Origin of the sequence: Vreelandella aquamarina (assembly GCF_044805175.1) — a bacterium.
In the GTDB taxonomy this organism is placed as follows: Bacteria; Pseudomonadota; Gammaproteobacteria; order Pseudomonadales; family Halomonadaceae; genus Vreelandella; species Vreelandella aquamarina_B.
The window spans coordinates 835,592-853,166 of record NZ_CP085232.1 but is presented as its reverse complement, the minus strand read 5'-3'; the positions used below and the strand labels follow the sequence as shown (position 1 = coordinate 853,166).

Annotated in this window: 13 protein-coding genes and 2 tRNA genes; 6 read left to right on the top strand and 9 right to left on the bottom strand. The window is 54.8% G+C overall.

Annotation, left to right across the window (positions count from 1 at the left end; translation table 11 throughout):
* The first annotated feature begins 335 nt into the window (after positions 1 to 335).
* Both gltA and LG300_RS03995 read left to right on the top strand, forming a co-directional pair.
* Entirely contained in the window at positions 336 to 1,622 is a 1,287-nt protein-coding gene (gene gltA, locus LG300_RS04000; protein ID WP_404377112.1) for a citrate synthase, read from the top strand.
* Between the two features lie 117 nt (positions 1,623 to 1,739).
* Complete coding sequence (locus LG300_RS03995) at positions 1,740 to 2,621, top strand: NAD(P)-dependent oxidoreductase (protein ID WP_404377111.1); 882 nt, start codon at positions 1,740 to 1,742, stop codon at positions 2,619 to 2,621.
* A 377-nt stretch (positions 2,622 to 2,998) separates the two neighbouring features.
* Here LG300_RS03995 and LG300_RS03990 read toward each other — a convergent pair.
* From LG300_RS03990 to gltX, 3 genes are all read right to left on the bottom strand, one after another.
* Positions 2,999 to 3,074, bottom strand: a tRNA-Glu gene (locus LG300_RS03990).
* Between the two features lie 51 nt (positions 3,075 to 3,125).
* A tRNA-Ala gene (locus LG300_RS03985) sits at positions 3,126 to 3,201 on the bottom strand.
* A 129-nt stretch (positions 3,202 to 3,330) separates the two neighbouring features.
* Positions 3,331 to 4,809, bottom strand: a complete 1,479-nt coding sequence (gene gltX, locus LG300_RS03980; RefSeq protein WP_404377110.1) for a glutamate--tRNA ligase — start codon at positions 4,807 to 4,809, stop codon at positions 3,331 to 3,333.
* 287 nt (positions 4,810 to 5,096) lie between these two features.
* Between gltX and LG300_RS03975 the strand changes: the two genes are divergently transcribed.
* Positions 5,097 to 5,621 carry a helix-turn-helix domain-containing protein gene (locus LG300_RS03975; RefSeq protein WP_404377109.1) on the top strand — a complete coding sequence of 175 codons (525 nt, stop codon included), beginning with the start codon at positions 5,097 to 5,099 and terminating at the stop codon, positions 5,619 to 5,621.
* A 20-nt stretch (positions 5,622 to 5,641) separates the two neighbouring features.
* On the opposite strand, the gene LG300_RS03970 is transcribed toward LG300_RS03975, so the two are convergent.
* Positions 5,642 to 6,220 carry a hypothetical protein gene (locus LG300_RS03970; protein WP_404377982.1) on the bottom strand — a complete coding sequence of 193 codons (579 nt, stop codon included), beginning with the start codon at positions 6,218 to 6,220 and terminating at the stop codon, positions 5,642 to 5,644.
* 342 nt (positions 6,221 to 6,562) lie between these two features.
* On the opposite strand from LG300_RS03970, the gene dusA reads away from it, so the two are divergent.
* Entirely contained in the window at positions 6,563 to 7,579 is a 1,017-nt protein-coding gene (dusA, locus tag LG300_RS03965; RefSeq protein WP_404377108.1) for a tRNA dihydrouridine(20/20a) synthase DusA, read from the top strand.
* A gap of 92 nt (positions 7,580 to 7,671) precedes the next feature.
* Here the strand turns inward: dusA and LG300_RS03960 are convergent, their stop codons facing one another.
* The gene (locus tag LG300_RS03960) at positions 7,672 to 9,126 is read right to left on the bottom strand and encodes a catalase (protein ID WP_404377107.1); all 1,455 of its coding nucleotides are present in this window, start codon (positions 9,124 to 9,126) and stop codon (positions 7,672 to 7,674) included.
* Between the two features lie 191 nt (positions 9,127 to 9,317).
* Complete coding sequence (locus LG300_RS03955; RefSeq protein WP_404377106.1) at positions 9,318 to 10,349, bottom strand: succinylglutamate desuccinylase/aspartoacylase family protein; 1,032 nt, start codon at positions 10,347 to 10,349, stop codon at positions 9,318 to 9,320.
* Between the two features lie 236 nt (positions 10,350 to 10,585).
* Here LG300_RS03955 and LG300_RS03950 point away from each other — a divergent pair, with 236 nt between their 5' ends.
* Positions 10,586 to 11,197, top strand: coding sequence for a TetR family transcriptional regulator (locus LG300_RS03950; protein ID WP_404377105.1), 612 nt, complete (start codon positions 10,586 to 10,588; stop codon positions 11,195 to 11,197).
* A gap of 61 nt (positions 11,198 to 11,258) precedes the next feature.
* Positions 11,259 to 12,185: an alpha/beta fold hydrolase gene (locus LG300_RS03945; RefSeq protein ID WP_404377104.1), complete on the top strand. Its 927-nt coding sequence runs from the start codon at positions 11,259 to 11,261 to the stop codon at positions 12,183 to 12,185.
* A 12-nt stretch (positions 12,186 to 12,197) separates the two neighbouring features.
* Here the strand turns inward: LG300_RS03945 and LG300_RS03940 are convergent, their stop codons facing one another.
* The 3 genes from LG300_RS03940 to LG300_RS03930 form a co-directional block, all read right to left on the bottom strand.
* Positions 12,198 to 12,872, bottom strand: coding sequence for a hypothetical protein (locus LG300_RS03940; protein ID WP_404377103.1), 675 nt, complete (start codon positions 12,870 to 12,872; stop codon positions 12,198 to 12,200).
* A gap of 205 nt (positions 12,873 to 13,077) precedes the next feature.
* Entirely contained in the window at positions 13,078 to 16,269 is a 3,192-nt protein-coding gene (locus LG300_RS03935; RefSeq protein WP_404377102.1) for an efflux RND transporter permease subunit, read from the bottom strand.
* On the bottom strand, positions 16,269 to 17,537 hold the full coding sequence (locus tag LG300_RS03930; protein ID WP_404377101.1) for an efflux RND transporter periplasmic adaptor subunit: 1,269 nt from the start codon (positions 17,535 to 17,537) through the stop codon (positions 16,269 to 16,271). Before LG300_RS03930 ends, LG300_RS03935 begins: the two co-directional genes overlap by 1 nt.
* Positions 17,538 to 17,575: the final 38 nt, after the last annotated feature.

Genomic DNA, 17,575 nt, shown 5'->3' with positions numbered 1-17,575 from the left:
CTGACAAACCGAACTCAGGCTTAACTCGACCATGGTGCAAGAAGATTACCGCAAGCCTGAGTCGATTTTGCGTTGCAGCATGGTTATAGTGACACTAGATTGACGGTTTGATAAGCCTGTTAACGTATCGTCAATCCCCTGACACTTCGCTGCTATGAATTCCTCGCCTATCATATACAAAGTTTATTCATAGCAACAATATGCGTATAAGTCTGTCTAGCACTTAGGCTAATTGACAAAACGTCGCACGCTTCTATAGTGGGCAAGCCTTTTCGCCGGCGCGGCATGCGAAACAACGACTTTACGTCCCAAACCGAATTCGAAAGGAGGCCAGCATGGCTGACAGGAAAGCGACATTGACGGTAGACGGTCTCGACAAAACGATCGAGCTACCCGTGTATTCCGGCACACTTGGCCCCGACGTCATTGACGTACGCGGCTTAGGTGCTGAAGGCCTGTTTACCTACGACCCCGGCTTTATGGCCACCTCTTCCTGCCAGTCCGCAATCACCTATATTGATGGCGGCAAGGGCGTACTGCTGCACCGCGGCTACCCCATTGACCAATTGGCAAAAGAGTCGAACTTTGTAGAAGTTTGTTACACCCTACTGTTCGGTGAGCTACCCAACGACGAGCAGTACGCTGATTTCGAATCGCGCATTCGCAATCACACCATGGTGCATGATCAGATCAACAACTTCTTCAAAGGGTTCCGCCGCGATGCGCACCCAATGTCGATTTTGTGCGGTGTTGTAGGCGGCCTGGCGGCTTTCTACCACGACCATATGGATATCACCCAGGAAGAAGATCGGGTGATTAGCGCTATCCGCCTGATTGCCAAAATGCCCACCCTGGCGGCCATGTCGCACAAATACAACGTTGGCCAACCTTTTAACTACCCGCGCAACGACCTGAGCTATGCAGAGAACTTCCTCTACATGATGTTCAGCAACCCGTGCGAAGAGTACAAAATCAACCCGGTATACGCGAAAGCCATGGACCGCATCTTTATGCTGCACGCGGATCACGAGCAGAACGCGTCTACCTCCACCGTGCGTCTGGCAGGCTCTACCGGTGCCAACCCGTTTGCATGTATCAGCGCCGGTATCGCAGCCCTGTGGGGCCCGGCCCACGGCGGCGCTAACGAAGCCGTACTGAACATGCTGGATGAGATCGGTGATGACTCGGAAGAGAACATTCAGCGCTTCGTGGATAAAGCGAAAGACAAGAACGACCCGTTCAAGCTGATGGGCTTTGGTCACCGCGTCTATCGCAACTTCGACCCGCGCGCTAAAGTGATGAAAGAAACCTGCGACGAAGTGCTGGCCGAGCTGGGTATGGCCGACGACCCGCAGCTCAAAATCGCTAAGCGCCTGGAACAGATTGCCCTGGAAGATGAGTACTTCATCGAGCGCAAACTGTACCCGAACGTTGACTTCTACTCGGGCATTATCCTGAAAGCCATGGGCATCCCCACCAACATGTTCACCGTGATCTTCGCGGTATCACGCACCATTGGCTGGATCTCTCATTGGCACGAAATGCTCAGCGATAGCTATAAAATTGGCCGTCCGCGCCAGCTGTATGTTGGCCATGAAAAACGTGACTATCCTAAAAAATAATCGATTGCTAACGCATTGAGCAATCTGATGAGTTACTAGGATAAAGGCCACCTCATGGTGGCCTTTTGCTTGCTATCACCCAGCATTCTTGCACCCACCCAACAACAAAGGTGTTCTATGCCATCGATTACCACCGTTGCGTTTATCGGATTAGGCGTCATGGGCTACCCCATGGCAGGCCATCTCGCCAAGCAAGGCTTAACTACGCGTGTCTACAACCGCACAGGCAGCAAGGCAGAGGCCTGGGCCAAGGAATTTGGCGGCACAGCCCACGCAACGCCCGCCGAAGCTGCTGAAGGTGCCGACTTGGTATTGGTATGCGTAGGTAACGACGATGATGTACGTCAAGTAACCACTGGCCCGGAAGGCGTTCTCAGCGCCATGGCTAGCGGAAGCTATTTGGTTGATCACACTACCGCATCGGCAGATTTAGCTTTGGAGCTAGATACCGCTTGCCGCGAGAAAGGCGTAGCGTTTATCGATGCGCCGGTATCAGGCGGCCAGCAAGGTGCCGAGAATGGCGCACTGACGATTATGTGCGGAGGCGAACAAGAGCACTTCGACACAGTAGCCCCCTTTCTCAACCACTACGCCCGGGCCGTCACGCTGATGGGCGGAGCCAGCAGCGGCCAGCTCACCAAGATGGTCAACCAAATCTGTATTGCGGGCTTGGTTCAGGGGCTGGCAGAAGGGCTGCATTTTGCCGAGCAAGCAGGCCTGGATCAGCATCAAGTCATCGACGTGATCTCCAAAGGAGCCGCTGGCTCCTGGCAAATGGAGAACCGCCACAAAACGATGATCGCCGATGAGTACAACCACGGCTTTGCCGTGGACTGGATGCGTAAGGATCTGGGCATCTGTTTAGAGCAGGCGCGCCGGCTTAATGCCACCCTCCCCGTCACCGCTCTCGTCGATCAATTCTATGCGGATATACAGCGCATGGAAGGCGGCCGCTGGGACACTTCATCACTGCTAAAACGGCTGCGAAAGCCGGAATAACGCTTGACTTTCCGGCACTGCCACCCTGAACAGGGTTTTCCACACTATCTGTGGATAACCCTGTTCACAACCACTACAAAACGTCCCACAATCGCCATGAACAGTGGCTCAGGCTTAAATTGGTTATTTTTTGATCTAAAGTAACTTATTGATTTAAAAAGACTTTAAGTAAATCGCTGATTTTTTGCGTCATATTTATGCGGTTGTGCACAACCCGTTTCACAGAGACGCAAAAGTGGACAAGTCAAGCATAATCTGGGCAAAAAACGCGTGAAATAGACGCAAGTTCTAAACGGCGGGAATGCAAAAAGAGCAAGTGAGAAAGCTCATTGCTAGTTGCGAATCATCATAATTGAGCGTGCGGATAAAGCGTGAGGTGGCGTCCCATAGGGGGTTCGAACCCCTGTTCCCGCCGTGAAAGGGCGGTGTCCTAGACCACTAGACGAATGGGACGTATCTGACCTGAAAGCGCCTTTGACAGGACAATATCAACGAGGCTGATATTGGTGGAGCCTAGCGGGATCGAACCGCTGACCTCAACACTGCCAGTGTTGCGCTCTCCCAGCTGAGCTAAGGCCCCACATGTCGCGAAGACGGAGCGTATATTACTGATTCGCCGCATCTTCGTCAAGCTTATTTACTGAAGAAAGCGCCACGCTATTCAGCAGCGATAGCGTGGCGCTTTTCCATGGCCGACAGCTAGGGCTAGTTACAGGTCGCGGTACTCTTTTTCAAAGCGTTTCGCCTGCTTTTTAGAGACACCGCCTAGCACAGCAATGGCATTGCGAAGCCGTGCCCGAGTCACGTCGGAGCCTAAAATCGCCATGGCATCCATGACCGAGGTGCTGGAGGTGCTACCCGTGATAGCAATAAACACCGGTGCCAAAAAGGCCTTCATTTTTAGCTCAAAGTGCTCTGCCAGGCTTTTCACTTCCACCAACAGTGCTTCTTTGTGCCACTCAGAGACACCTTCAAAGCGCCATACCAGGAACTGCAACAATTTCATCAGCTCTTCGCTGTCCAGCTTCACGCTGTCAAAATCATCCTTGGTGATGGCGGGCAAGCCGGAGAAGAAGTGGCCTGCCAGTGGCACTACCTGGGAGAGCGTTTCAACCCGCGGCCGCACCTGGGGCAGAATCTGCTTCACATAAGCATCGTTAAACGCCCACTCACGCAGTGCCTGCAGCAGTGCGTCATCGTCCAGATCTTCACGAATATAGACGCCGTTTAGCCACGTCAGCTTTTCCAGATCAAAGACCGGCCCCCCCAGAGAGACACGCTGGATATCGAACTCCGCCATCATCTCAGACAGGCTAAACTTTTCGCGCTCATCGGGCATCGACCAGCCCATACGGCCCAGGTAGTTGGTTACTGCCTGGGGTAAAAAGCCCATACGGCGATAGTAGTTAATCGACGTTGGGTTTTTACGCTTGGAGAGCTTGGACTTATCCGGATTGCGTAGCAGCGGCATGTGGCATAACTGCGGCATCTCCCAACCAAAGTACTCATACAGCAATTGGTGCTTGGGTGCGGAGTTAATCCACTCTTCGCCTCGCAGCACATGGGTAATGCCCATCAAATGGTCATCTACCACGTTAGCCAGGTGGTACGTGGGCATACCATCTGACTTCATCAGGATCTGGGCATCTACCTGGGTCCAATCCACTTCAATCGTGCCGCGCAACATATCGCTAACCACACACACGCCTTCGCTGGGCACGTTCATACGGATCACATAGGGCCAGCCCTCCTGCTCGCGGCGCGCTTGCTCCTCGGCATCCAAGGCTAAATCCGCTGGCTTCAACGCCAGGTGCAGCCCAGCCTCTTTACGCGATTCGCGCAGCTCATCCAGCTCTTCACTGGTACGATAGCACTTAAAGGCATGCCCGGCGTCTAGCAATTGCTGAGCATATTTTGCGTAAATATCCCCCCGCTCGCTTTGCCGGTAGGGGCCATAGGGGCCACCCACATCCGGGCCTTCATCCCACTCAAGGCCTAACCAGCGCAGCGAATCGAGAATCATCTGCTCTGATTCGGCAGTGAACCGTACCCGATCAGTATCTTCAATACGCAAAATGAACTGACCGCCGTGCTGGCGAGCAAAACAGAGGTTAAACAGCGCGATATAGGCCGTGCCTACATGGGGGTCTCCAGTGGGAGAAGGCGCGATACGAGTACGTACGGTCATCAACATGTCCTTTTGGCAATTAAGCGTGGCGCCATTATACGCACCCAACGAGTAACCAACAGCACCGGAGAGGGAACGAGTTTGCCTTAAAAGCGTCTGATCGAAAGCTCTAAGATCATAGATAGGAAGATGCGCGTTAAAGCACAATCGCTTAGTATGGTGTAGTACCTATGATTCGTGTTCATGCATGAGAATGAATCTCTCTATTTTCAGCATGTTCAGAGAGCCGCCCTAACAGGTGGAAGTACATTCAACGAGCTGATTTAGCTCATCTACAGGAAAATGAAATGGAATCGCTAGGCTCACGTATCAAGCAACTGCGACTTCGGGCCAAGCTCAACAAAGCTGCCCTTGCACGTAAAGTTGGCGTGTCAGATGTCACCATTTCTTATTGGGAGTCCGGGGCGATCAAGCAAATCGGTCACGAACGCTTAGTAGCGCTCGCCGATGCCCTTGATTGCTCGCTGGCTACCCTTTTGGAAGGTGACAGTGCGCCTCAATTGTTGACCCTGACCCATACTGGTCCCCTCCCCTGGGAACAGGTTCAGGCAACCACCATTACCGTTCCACATCATCTGCCGTTGAAGATTGATTGGAAAGCCCCCTGCGTGATGGCGACCCCAGGCAAAGAAACGGATTTTTCACCGGTATCCCCTGGTGACTTGCTGCTGCTTGGCCCGACACATGTGTTTCATAAAGCAGGCCACTACCTCATCCAGCGTGATGACCGTTTTGTTATTGAGCACTTCTCAAAAGCGCCCAGTGACACCTCGATTCATGCGGTGCTGTTAGCACACTGGTGTCCTGCCTAAAGCAACTACCTCCCCATCCCCTATTTGTCCTCAATAATGTCCACCTGGTCGCGCGTTCGTCTTGGTTCACTGCCTACCAAGAAACGGCGCGAGTAGGTGGCCACCTGTCCTAACCCATGGCGGGATTGGCTGACAAGCTCTCCCGCCAAATATTCACCCTGAGTGCCAATACGTGCCTGCACGTTTTCTGGCTGCACGGTAGCTTCACCTAGCTGCACGGTAACGGTATAGCTGCCATCCGGCAGGCCGCTTCCAGAACCCAACGGGCCCGCTTCAAATTTGCCATCCACCACGTGTGTGCGCTCTTGCCAACGTACACGGCTAATTTCGCGCTCTACCACCACTTGTAACTGGGCATCATTAGGCAAGTTAGTATCACCTTCGACCATGATGCGCCGGTCAGGCCGCAGATACGCAGAGAGAGACATCGTCACATTCAGCGGCTCAACCTGCGGTGCAGGCGGCTCCGGTTCGGAAGCACGCTCTTCAGCCACTGAGTTAGGCTGGGTTTGTGCAACTTCTTCCTCGGGTCCACTACAGCCGTGCAATAGCAGGGTAGCCACTAGCACCACGCCAACATAACCTAGCGTTTTCCCCATCATGACTCCTCGTCTTTTATGATCGGCGTCATCGCTGCCTCTTCCAGACTCTTACCATACCGCTTTTGACCGCAAAATACGCAAAAGGCTTCGCCACTATGGCAGCACACCCGTTATAACCTACGATGCCTAAACCACTTATCAGGAATTTTGTGCTTTCAACCACTTTTTTCGTACAATAAACGCCCACAGCCACCCAAGCTTCCTGCTGTCGATGACAACACCTCCGTGCCCACCACAAATCGAATTCTTCACTGTTATACGGACGATCAGCAGCATCTTTGCTAGCCTAGCGGCACTCAATGAACATTTATTCGCATACAAAGTATGCAAGTGACTGATATGACGAAACAAAGCCCAGCAGATGCGGCCCGCCGATTTTCGGTGGCCCCCATGATGGACTGGACTACCCGAGACTACCGCGCTTTCGCGCGCACGTTAACCAAGCGGGCGCTGCTGTATACCGAGATGGTGACCACCGGGGCGGTGCTGTATGGCTCCCCTCGCGAGCGCTTTTTGGGCTATAGCGAAGTGGAGCATCCGATTGCCCTGCAGCTGGGAGGCAGCGATGCGGGTGAGCTGGCGGAGTGCGCGGCGATTGCTGAAGCATGGGGCTATGATGAGGTCAACCTGAACGTGGGCTGCCCCAGTGATCGGGTGCAGAACAATATGATCGGCGCGTGCCTGATGGGCCACCCTGAAAAAGTGGCGGAAGCGGTAAAAGCCATGCAGGCGGCGGTGTCGATCCCGGTCACGGTGAAGTGTCGCATTGGTATTGATGACCAGGATGAAGACGCCGATTTAGCGCGGTTTATTGATATCGTGGCATCGGCGGGCTGTGAGGTGTTTACCGTTCATGCCCGCAAGGCGTGGCTCCAGGGGCTATCGCCGAAAGAGAACCGCGATATTCCACCGCTGAATTACCCCCGCGTGCACCGCCTAAAGCAGAGCCATCCTGAGCTGCACATTGGCATCAACGGCGGCATTAAAACTCTTGAGGAGTGCCAAGCGCAGCTTAAGCAAGTGGATAGCGTGATGGTAGGCCGTGAGGCGTACCAAAACCCATGGCTACTGGCGGGTGTAGACGAGCAGCTCTACGGTGAACCCGGTCCGGCGCGCACGCGTTTGGAAGCGGCCACGGCGTTTCGCCCTTACATTCAGCAGCGCTTGGATGAAGGGGCCAAGCTGAACCATATTACCCGCCACCTGCTGGGGCTGTTCCAGGGCTGCCCGGGCGGGCGGCGGTTCCGTCGCCATCTCTCGGAACACGCGCATAAAGAGGGCGCGGGCCTACGCTTGTTTGATGAGGCGTTGAGCCTGGTTCGGGAGCCGGAGAACGAAGCGCAGGAAATGGCATAGCCCACAATCTAGTGGCCTGTAAGCAGTGCCTACAGAACAATATAAGCTACCAAGCGCCCAGCGGTGTTGCCGCTGGGCGTTTTTTTGAGGTGTTACTGCGCGCGAACGCCTTGCACAATACGCTCGCCTACCTCTTGGTCGATATTGCGCCAGTAGTCAAAGGCGCGCTCCAAGACCGGCTCGGTAACGCCGCCGGAGAGGTGCCCCACGACATTGGAAACCAAACGGTCGCGCTGGGCATCGTCCATCACCTCACGCACCAGCGCATGTGCCTGGCTCCAGTCATCGTCGTCTTGTCTGAGGGTATACGCAGCGCGCACAAACTGCCCATCCGTTGACCACACTGCGTCTTCTGGATAGCGCTGCCCGTCTGCCTTGGGGCCGCCCTTGCTGTTCGGGACGTATACCGGGTCGGTAGCGTGGCGCATACGCATCGCGCCGCCCTGGCTATAGCTGTGCACGGGGCATTTGGGCGTATTCACGGGGATATGCCTATAGTTCACCCCCAGCCGTGCGCGGTGGGCATCGGCGTAGGAGATAGAGCGGGCCAACAGCATTTTATCCGGTGAAAGCCCGGTGCCCGGCACCATGTTGTTGGGCTCGAAGGCGGCCTGCTCGATCTCGCTGTGGAAGTCTGTGGGGTTACGGTTTAACGTCAGCTTACCCACCTCGACCAGCGGGTAGTCTTTATGGGACCACACCTTGGTCAGGTCGAAGGGGTTTACCCGATAGGTTTTGGCCTCCTCAAACGGCATGATCTGCATCTGCAGCGTCCAGGTGGGGTTATCCCCGCGCTTGATGGCCTCGAACAGGTCGCGGCGGTGGTAGTCCGCGTCGCTGCCGGCCATCTGGTCGGCCTGCTCTTGGGTCATGCATTTAATGCCTTGATCGGTTTTGAAGTGGTACTTCACCCAAAACCGTTCGCCTTCCGCATTCACCCACATATAGGTGTGGCTGGAGTAGCCGTTCATGTGCCGCCAGGTGGCCGGTACGCCGCGGTCGCCCATTAACCACGCGACTTGATGGGCGGATTCCGGTACCAGCGTCCAGAAGTCCCACTGCATATCATGGTCGCGCAGGCCGTTATCCGCGCGGCGCTTTTGGGAATGGATGAAGTTCTGGAACTTCATTGGGTCTCTCACGAAGAACACGGGGGTGTTATTACCCACCATGTCGAAATTGCCTTCCTCGGTGTAGAACTTAATGGCGAACCCCCGTGGGTCGCGCCATGTATCCGGGCTGCCGCTCTCCCCCGCGACGGTCGAAAAACGAACCAGCACATCGGTTTTGGTGCCCGGCTGCAGGAAGCTAGCTTTAGTGTACCGGCTGACATCTTGGGTGACTTCGAAGTGGCCAAACGCCCCGCTGCCTTTAGCGTGGGGTTGGCGGTCGGGAATCATCTCACGGTTAAACGCTGCCATTTGCTCCATCAGATAGTGGTCGTGCATCACAATCGGGCCATCTGCGCCCACTGATAGCGAATGTTCGTCGCTGGATACCGGAATACCGACTTCATTAGTGGTGGGATGTTGGCTATCACTGCTCATTGCTTTTCCTCCTTGTCACACTCGACATGGCACGGTCTGTACCACTGAAAAGCACCGCCCTTCGCAGGTGTATTTAACGTAAGCTAAAGCGGCCCCCACACAGGTATAGCTAACGAAGAAGTATTGCGCCATCCATGGCACCTGACTCTTGGCTATTAGATCAATAATCTTTCGCTATTAATTTTAGCTAATCAATACATCGCATCCGGTGGCGGAGCGAGGCTAGACTGAAAACTCTCAATTGCGGTTTCAGCTTCTTCGATTTCATCAAAACGTGCGATGTGGTAAAGCGCCTCGCCTTCATTCGCCAATGGTAAGCGGCTCATACCAATCACTATACCGTCGGCCATAGCGAGCACTTCGCCTTCGTCGTTACCAAATGGGTCAGCGACTTTACCGAGCACCTCCCCCTTCGCCACCCGTGCCCCCAGGCGCACTTTGGGGCGCAAAATACCGTCAATCGGCGCACGCGCCCAGCTGGAGCCATTGGCCAGCTCTGCCGGTGCCGGCGAGCGGCGGCGCTGTTCACCAGCCAGCATGCCTAAACGCCGCATCACCCGCAAAACACCTTGAACACCGGGAGCAATCGCCCACTCATCAAAACGTAGCGCTTCGCCAGCTTCATAAGTGAGTACCGGAATTCCACGATTCTGGGCATAGTGACGCAGGCTGCCTTCGCGCAGTTCTGCGTTTAGCACCACAGGCGCACCAAAGGCATCGGCCATGCGCTCAGTTTCACTACCCACACTTAGCTGCGCGCGAATCTGCGGCAAATTAGTGCGGTGGATAGCCCCTGTGTGGAGATCAATAATATGTGTGGCGTGATCAACAATCTCCTCGCGGAACAGCGCCGCAATACGGCCACCCAGCGAGCCTTTCTCACTGCCAGGGAAGCAGCGGTTCAAGTCACGCCGATCTGGTAGGTAGCGTGTTTGTTGCAAAAAGCCAAAGACGTTGACCACCGGCACTGCAATCAGCGTGCCACGCAGGCTGTTAATCGTTTTAGAGCGCAACAACCGGCGTACGATCTCTACACCGTTAATCTCATCACCGTGGATACCGCCGCATACCAGCATTACCGGCCCATCTTTGCGACCGTGCACTACCTCTACCGGAATATGCAACGGCGTATGGGTATACAGGCGCGCCACCGGCACATCGATCTGTAAACGTTGCCCAGGCATCACGGTATGCCCAGCTAAAGTGAAAGGTGCTCGCGCCATGGCTACTCCTCAGGTGTACGTTAATGCTGTGTTTGTTTAGCCACATAGCATATGTGGCCGCAAGCGTTTTAAAACAGCGTTTTCAAATATGCCTTATACGCCTTTTCAGTCTAAATGACGAGTTTCCTAACCTACATTATCAACTTAAACGGTTATCCATACAGTTTTGAATGTAAAAGAGGCAACACTTCAGATAAAATGTGCCCGTCACGTGTCGATATCGAGGTTATGGGTTCATGGCAAGGAAAACCAAAGCGGAGGCTGCCGCAACTCGCGAAGCGCTGTTAGATGCCGCTGAAGAGGTGTTTTTCGCAAAAGGCGTTGCGCGCACATCGCTGGAGCAAATTGCCCGCCATGCCGGCCTGACCCGGGGGGCTGTTTACTGGCACTTCAAAAACAAAGGTGACCTGTTCATGGCGCTGGTTGAACGGGTGCGTATGCCGTTCCAGTCACTCATGGAAGAGGTCAGTAATACTGACCCAGCCATTTCCCCGCTGGAGGCCATTCGGCTAGCTTGCCACGCGGGGTTAAACCGTCTAGAACAGCCATCACATCAGCGTATCTTATCTATTTTGCTGCATCGCTGTGAATTCTTCAGCGATATCAACCCGATCGAGATGCAGGATGAAATTGCTGAAGAGTGTTTCGATGAGATGCTCGCTGTATTTCATGTTGCCCAGCAACAGCAATTACTGCGCGAGGACATCACCCCTGAAGTTGCGACACGGTTGATGCAATCGACACTGGGCGGCCTCTTTCACGATTGGCTACGTAACCCCGATGCTTTCTCCTTAAAAGCTAGAGGTGGTGAGCTTATCGACACACTGGTCAAGGTGCTTGAACGCTAGACGTCTCGCTGCATAGCAGCAATAAACCTATACTGGGCAGGTCACCGTATAGGAGCCATCAATGGATTTACTCGAGTTCGTTCGCGTCCGTGAGCTTGATATCGCTGTCCGCATTTGGAACCCTCATGCCAAACGAACTCTGATTGCGTGGCATGGGCTTGCTCGACACGGCGGTGATTTTGCTGGCCTTGCTCGCGAACTGGGCAGTGAGTGGCGAGTCATTGCGCCCGATACACCGGGGCGCGGGCTTTCCAGCTGGTCGCTATTCCCCTCTCACGACTACCTCTACAGCCATTACATGGCCGTCGCCATTGCGCTGTTGGATCACTACCAACTCGAATACGTTGATTGGCTAGGTACTTCCATGGGTGGCCTGTTGGGCATGCTAATCGCGGCAGATGAGCAGCATCATCCGCGCATTGCACGGCTTATTCTTAACGATGTCGGGCCAGAGTTAAACAAAGAAGGACTTATTGCGCTCTCCAGCTACTTTGGCGTTACCCACCGCTTTAACAACTTTGCCGACTTAAAAGCAGAGCTGACCAAACACTACGCCAGTTTTGGCATTTCGAGTGAAGAGGAGTGGCGTGAACTTGCGCTGGGTAGCGCACGCCGCCTACCCGATGGAAGCTGGACATACCATTTCGACCCGCGCATTGGCGAGCAGTTTATCCACGATACGCCCCGCGACACCTGGGCCGATTGGGCCAATATTCGCTGCCCTGTGATGGTCATCCGCGGTGAAACCTCTACTCTGCTGGATGCCGATACTCTACCCAAAATGGCTCAAGCGCAGCCCACACTTCAAACGTTTACCGCAGAAGGCTGTGGCCATGCGCCTATGCTGAATAACGCAATACAGGTAGCGCCCATTCGACGTTTCTTAGACGCACCGTTGAACACTTTTCGTGCGCCGGAACAACCAGCCACCGCCTCGCCCTCGTTTATTCACTGGTTAGCAACGCATTGGCGGCGCTGGTTTCATTAATACAAGCGTGCGTCAGGTTGAGTAGCCATTGGGGTGGTGCTTATGTTGCAAACGCAGCTTATTGAGACGCACGCGGGTGTCCATGTAGTGCTGCTCTCCAACGCTGCGGTAAGCACCTTCACCTGCTAAGTATTTCACCAGTACGCGTCGCTCGCCCAGCTGAGGGCAGTCACCCGCTTTACAGTGCAGCTTAACGGAGCTATTGGGTTCATTCACCAGGGTCGCCGTGGCGTACTCTTCGTCTTCTCGTTCTGCCACGATCACCGTTGCCCCTAACAAGCAGCGACGCTTAAAGAGCGGGTAACGGTGCAAGGCGCGCTGGATTCCGTGACACACGGCGGCGGCAATGGGCGATGCAATCGCAAAGGCCGCCCACACCACGAGTACGCCTACCGGAACCCTTAGCATCCCCAACGATAGCCAACGCAACGCCAATAGCTCGATGGCGAGTGAAATCCCCCCTGCAAAGAGCACTAACATGCTCAGTGCCAGCGTTGCAGGCACCCCAGCAAACCCCAGAGAGACCAAGGTGCTGGCCATATGATCATCCCTCAGGCTATCACGCTCAAACAGCTCCAAAGGCGCTAGCCGAACCAGCACCAGCAGCCAATAGAGCGCTAACAGCGCCAAAAGAAAGGTAAAGATGATTGTGGGAAACTGCAGAGCAGCAGAAACGAGTGTTTGCATGGCGCGTTCTCCTCCAGGCAACTTGCCCAGTATTGCTTTCGCCTGACGTAAGCTTTATTTGTTAGCACAAGCTGAAAACGATGCTCCCTACTAGCGTAGCTCATCCTATTAGCATGCAGAGTGTCTCGTTTGAGCCGTTTCAGTACCCACCAAAAAAACGGGCACCCTGATATGAGGGTGCCCGTGGTAAGCCTAGTTTCAGGTATTACGACTGCTCGTGGCTTAGCGCAGCCTGCTCTTGTCTATCCTCTCTATTGGAATGCCGCTTACGGTAGAGCCAATCTGATACCGAGGCAATCATGGCGTAGAAGCTGGGAATAAACAGGCTGCCCAGAATGGCCACTGATGCCATACCCACCGCTACGGTAGTACCGATATGGTGGCTACTCACGTCACTTGCGCCAGTCGCCAAAGCCAACGGCATGGTGCCGAAGATAAACGCCAGCGAAGTCATGACAATAGGCCTAAAGCGGAGCTCTGCGGCAGTCACAGCCGCTTCACGGATTGATTTCCCCAGCTCTTTACGCTGCAGCTCGGCAAACTCGACAATCAGGATAGCGTTTTTCGCCGCCAGGCCCACGACCACCAGCATGCCAATCTGGACATACACACTGGTATCCAGGCCCCGCAGAACAATACCGCCGATACCGCCTAGGAAAGCAAAAGGCGTTGCGGTGAGTACCGCCAGCGGCAGCGACCAGCTTTCGTACTGTGCTGCCAAAATCAGGAACACCATTAAGATACCGAACACAATCGCCAGCGTAGCGGTATTCCCCAGGTTGGATTCCTGATACGCCGTACCGGTCCAGCCCATGCCCCAGTTATCACCCAAGGTCTCTTGAACCACCTCTTCCATGGCAGTGATCGCCTGGGCCGAACTATAGCCCGGTGCCGGGCCGCCCTGGAACTGGGCACCCGCGTATACCCCAAACCGTGACACCACTGCAGGCCCTGTTTGGCGCTCAAGGGTCACAAACTCAGAGAGCGGGATACGCTCGCCGTTACCGCCGCGTACATAGACGTTGTTGACGTCTTCCGGCGTTTTACGGAATTCGTCTTCGTTCTGTAAGTACACCTGGAAGTTACGGTTTTGGTAACTGAAGTAGTTCACGAACCCATTACCGAATGTGTTCGCCAGCGCAGAGTTAATATTCTCAAGTGCCACGCCGTAGCTAAGCGCCTTTTGCTGGTCGATTTCTGCCCTGTAAGAGGGCACATTCACGTTAAAGGTGGTGAATACCCGATTAAGCGCAGGGTGCTGATTCGCGGCCTGCATGATTTTCAGCGAGGCTTCATATAGCTCACGCGTCGATGCACCATCAAACGATTGCAAGTAGCCAGTAAAGCCACCGGTGGTAGATAGCCCCATGATCGGCGGCACGTTAAAGGCCATCGCCGAACCGCCATCAATACTCGCCCCTAGCTGCATAATGCGGCCTACCAGCTGGCTAGCCGTTAGGTCGCGCTCTGCCCACGGCTTCATGTTGATAAACATAATGCCACGGGCCGTATTCACCGCACTCGACAGAATATCGTACCCCGCCACCGCAGAAGAGTACTCAACGCCAGGGATAGCCTCTATCTGCTCACTCAACTCAGCCATATACGCCTGAGTACGGCTTAGCGATGCAGCATCTGGAAGGGAAACGCTGACCAGGACAATCCCCTGATCGGTTTCCGGCACCAGCGTTGAGGGTGTATTGGCATAGAGCCAATAGGAACCCGCACCAGCGACCGCAGTTAACGCCAGCGCCAGCACCCAGAAGCGCACCAGCTTCTTCACAAACCACATGTAAACAGCGGTGAAACCGGCAAAGAAACGGTCAAACAGCCGCAGCGGCGTGCTGATTGCACGCTTGAACGCCGACTGTTTGGTTTTATGCAGGTTATGCTTGATGAAAATAGCCGACAGTGCCGGAGTAAAGGTCAACGCCATTAACGCAGAGAGCGCCACCGAAATAGCGACAGTGATAGCGAACTGCTGGTAGATTTGCCCGGTAAAGCCACCCAGGAAAGCTACCGGCACGAACACCGCCGCCATAATCAGTGACGTGGCGATGACCGGCCCGCCGACTTCCTTCATCGCGCGGATGGTCGCATCCCGAACGCTAATATCATCCTCTTCGCTAAGCACCCGCTCTACGTTCTCGACCACCAGTATCGCGTCATCCACCACGATGCCTATCGAGAGCACCAGGGCAAACAGCGTGAGCAGGTTGATAGAGAAATCAAATAGGTAAAAACCGGCGAACGTACCGATAACTGATACCGGCACCACCGACATAGCGATGACGGTGAAGCGCCAGTTCTGCAGGAAGATAAACAGAATAACAATAACGATCAGGAACGCTTCGATAAACGTTTTGAGTACCGTTTCCACCGACGCGTCAATGAACAGCGTGGTGTCATAGGGCGTTACGTACTCAAGCCCTGGCGGAAAGCGCCCCGCCAGTTCTTCCATGGTCGCCCGCACCGCATCAGCAGTTTCTAACGCATTCGCGCCAGGCTGCTGGTTAATAATAATCGGCGTCATAGTGGCGCCGTTCAAGCGCGCATCAACACCATAAAAGGAGGCGCCCAGCTCGATACGTGCCACATCTTCCAAGCGCAGCGAGGAGCCATCCGGGTTAGTACGGAGATAGATATTCCGAAAATCATCGGTGCTCGACAGTCGACCGCCAGCGGTGATCGTGTAGGTATAAGCACGTGGGTCGCTTTGTGGCGTCGCCGCTAGATTACCGGCGGGAATCTCGGTGCTCTGAGTTCGAATAGCGCTAGCCACCTCGCTAGGCGTCAAGTCGTACTGAGCCAGCTTGTCAGGATCCATCCAGATACGCATGGCAAACTCGCCGCCGCCCAGTACCTCGGCGTTACCCACCCCGGGCACCTGGCGTAGCTCATCCAGAATGTTGAGCGTGGCGTAGTTCTGCATGTAAACCTTGCTGTAATCCCCGCTGGGCGAGGTCAAGGCAACAAGCATCAGGATGGAGTCTGAGCGAAGCTCTACGGTAACCCCCTGGGACTGCACGGCCTCCGGCAGTTGCGAAAGCGCCCCTTGCACGCGGTTATTGACGTTAATGGTATTGATGTCGCCGTCAGTACCAATATTAAACGCCACACTCAAGCTCATCGTGCCGTTATCGGCGCTGTTTGAGGTCATGTAGAGCATGTCCTCAACACCGTTGATCGCTTCCGCTAACGGTGCTGCGACCGTCTGCGCCACCGTTTCTGCATCAGCCCCAGGAAACCGAGCCTGTACAGAAACGGTAGGCGGCACCACGCTAGGGTACTGCTCAATTGGCAGTACCCGCATAGCCATCACACCCACCAGCGTCAAAATAATTGCCAAAACCGTGGCAAAAATCGGACGGCTGATAAAGAAGTTAGAGAAATTCATTATTGTGCGCCCTCTTCCCCTTCAGCAGCGGGTTGTGCACCACCGGCCTCTTGCATGGCTTCGGCCGCTTGCGCTTGCTCCTGGGCTTGCTCTTGCTCAGCCTCTTCTACGACGTCAGAAGCGCTACCCTCAAACGGCTGGGGATCAATCACTGTACCGGCTTCCAGACCGGCGGGATCACCTACTACCACGCGGTCGCCTGGTTCCAGGCCATCACGGATGATTTGCCACGGCCCGGCTACCTCACCAAGCTGCACGGTACGCTCGCGGGCTTTACTCTCTTCATCCAGGACATACACCTGCGGCCCCATTAAGCCTTGGGTGACGGCAATTTCCGGCACGGCCAGTACGTCAAAGCGCTTCAGACCTTCAATACGCACGCGCACAAACTGACCTGGCAGTACCGTGCCATCCGGGTTAGCGAACGTTGCGGATGCCTGGACGGTGCTGGTACCGGTATCTACCCGCGAACCCAAAAAGTCCAGGCGCCCTTCTAGCTCGCTTCCCGCGCGGCCATCCAAGCCAGGCACGCTAAGAATGGCGGTAATCTCGGAAGCATCACCGCTATTGCCTAACTGGCGACGCAGTTCAAACGCATCACGCTGGGGCAGTTGAAAACGTACTTCCAGTGGGTCCAGTGGCGTAATGGTCGCTAGCTCGGTACCGGGATTGACCAAATTACCAACGTTGACCTGGCTCAAACTAATCATGCCCGATACCGGTGCGGTCACGTTGGAGTACCCTAAATCCAGATTGGCACTGGTCAGCGCGGCCTCCGCCTGGGCAACGTTGGCTTGCGCTACGCGCTGTTCGGCAAGGGCCTGGTCGTACTGCTGACGACTGACAGAGTTTTGATTTAGCAGCTGCTCAAATCGCTGGGCATCGCGCTGGGCTCGGGCTAGCTCAGCACGGGCGCTCTGTAGGTCTGCCTCGCGCTGGTTAACAGTCGCTTGGTACAAGTCCGGCTCAATGGTGTAAAGCCTGTCGCCCTTTTCAACCATTTGTCCCGGCTCGAAATGACGCTCTTCGAGAAATCCACTCACCCGTGCAACCAGAGTCACTTCACTGTCGCTACGCAGCAACGAGGGATAAGATTTCTCCAGCGGTATATCTTGACGCGCTATTTCAGTGACCTCTACTGGGTGGGGCGGGGCCTCCTGTTGCTGGCTCTGCGGCTCTTGTGGCTGCTCCTGACCACACGCCGTGAGCGCCAACGCGGCTATCAGCGTCACTAGACTCGCTCTACCTGAGTGAATCACTCTATTCATGCGTCAATTTCCCATTCATTTGTCTAAATATTGACCGA

Coding starts and splice junctions, on each gene's coding strand:
- gltA (WP_404377112.1), top strand. CDS start 336: ATGGCTGACAGGAAAGCGACATTGACGGTAGACGGTCTCGACAAAACG.
- LG300_RS03995 (WP_404377111.1), top strand. CDS start 1,740: ATGCCATCGATTACCACCGTTGCGTTTATCGGATTAGGCGTCATGGGC.
- gltX (WP_404377110.1), bottom strand. CDS start 4,809: ATGACCGTACGTACTCGTATCGCGCCTTCTCCCACTGGAGACCCCCAT.
- LG300_RS03975 (WP_404377109.1), top strand. CDS start 5,097: ATGGAATCGCTAGGCTCACGTATCAAGCAACTGCGACTTCGGGCCAAG.
- LG300_RS03970 (WP_404377982.1), bottom strand. CDS start 6,220: ATGGGGAAAACGCTAGGTTATGTTGGCGTGGTGCTAGTGGCTACCCTG.
- dusA (WP_404377108.1), top strand. CDS start 6,563: ATGACGAAACAAAGCCCAGCAGATGCGGCCCGCCGATTTTCGGTGGCC.
- LG300_RS03960 (WP_404377107.1), bottom strand. CDS start 9,126: ATGAGCAGTGATAGCCAACATCCCACCACTAATGAAGTCGGTATTCCG.
- LG300_RS03955 (WP_404377106.1), bottom strand. CDS start 10,349: ATGGCGCGAGCACCTTTCACTTTAGCTGGGCATACCGTGATGCCTGGG.
- LG300_RS03950 (WP_404377105.1), top strand. CDS start 10,586: ATGGCAAGGAAAACCAAAGCGGAGGCTGCCGCAACTCGCGAAGCGCTG.
- LG300_RS03945 (WP_404377104.1), top strand. CDS start 11,259: ATGGATTTACTCGAGTTCGTTCGCGTCCGTGAGCTTGATATCGCTGTC.
- LG300_RS03940 (WP_404377103.1), bottom strand. CDS start 12,872: ATGCAAACACTCGTTTCTGCTGCTCTGCAGTTTCCCACAATCATCTTT.
- LG300_RS03935 (WP_404377102.1), bottom strand. CDS start 16,269: ATGAATTTCTCTAACTTCTTTATCAGCCGTCCGATTTTTGCCACGGTT.
- LG300_RS03930 (WP_404377101.1), bottom strand. CDS start 17,537: ATGAATAGAGTGATTCACTCAGGTAGAGCGAGTCTAGTGACGCTGATA.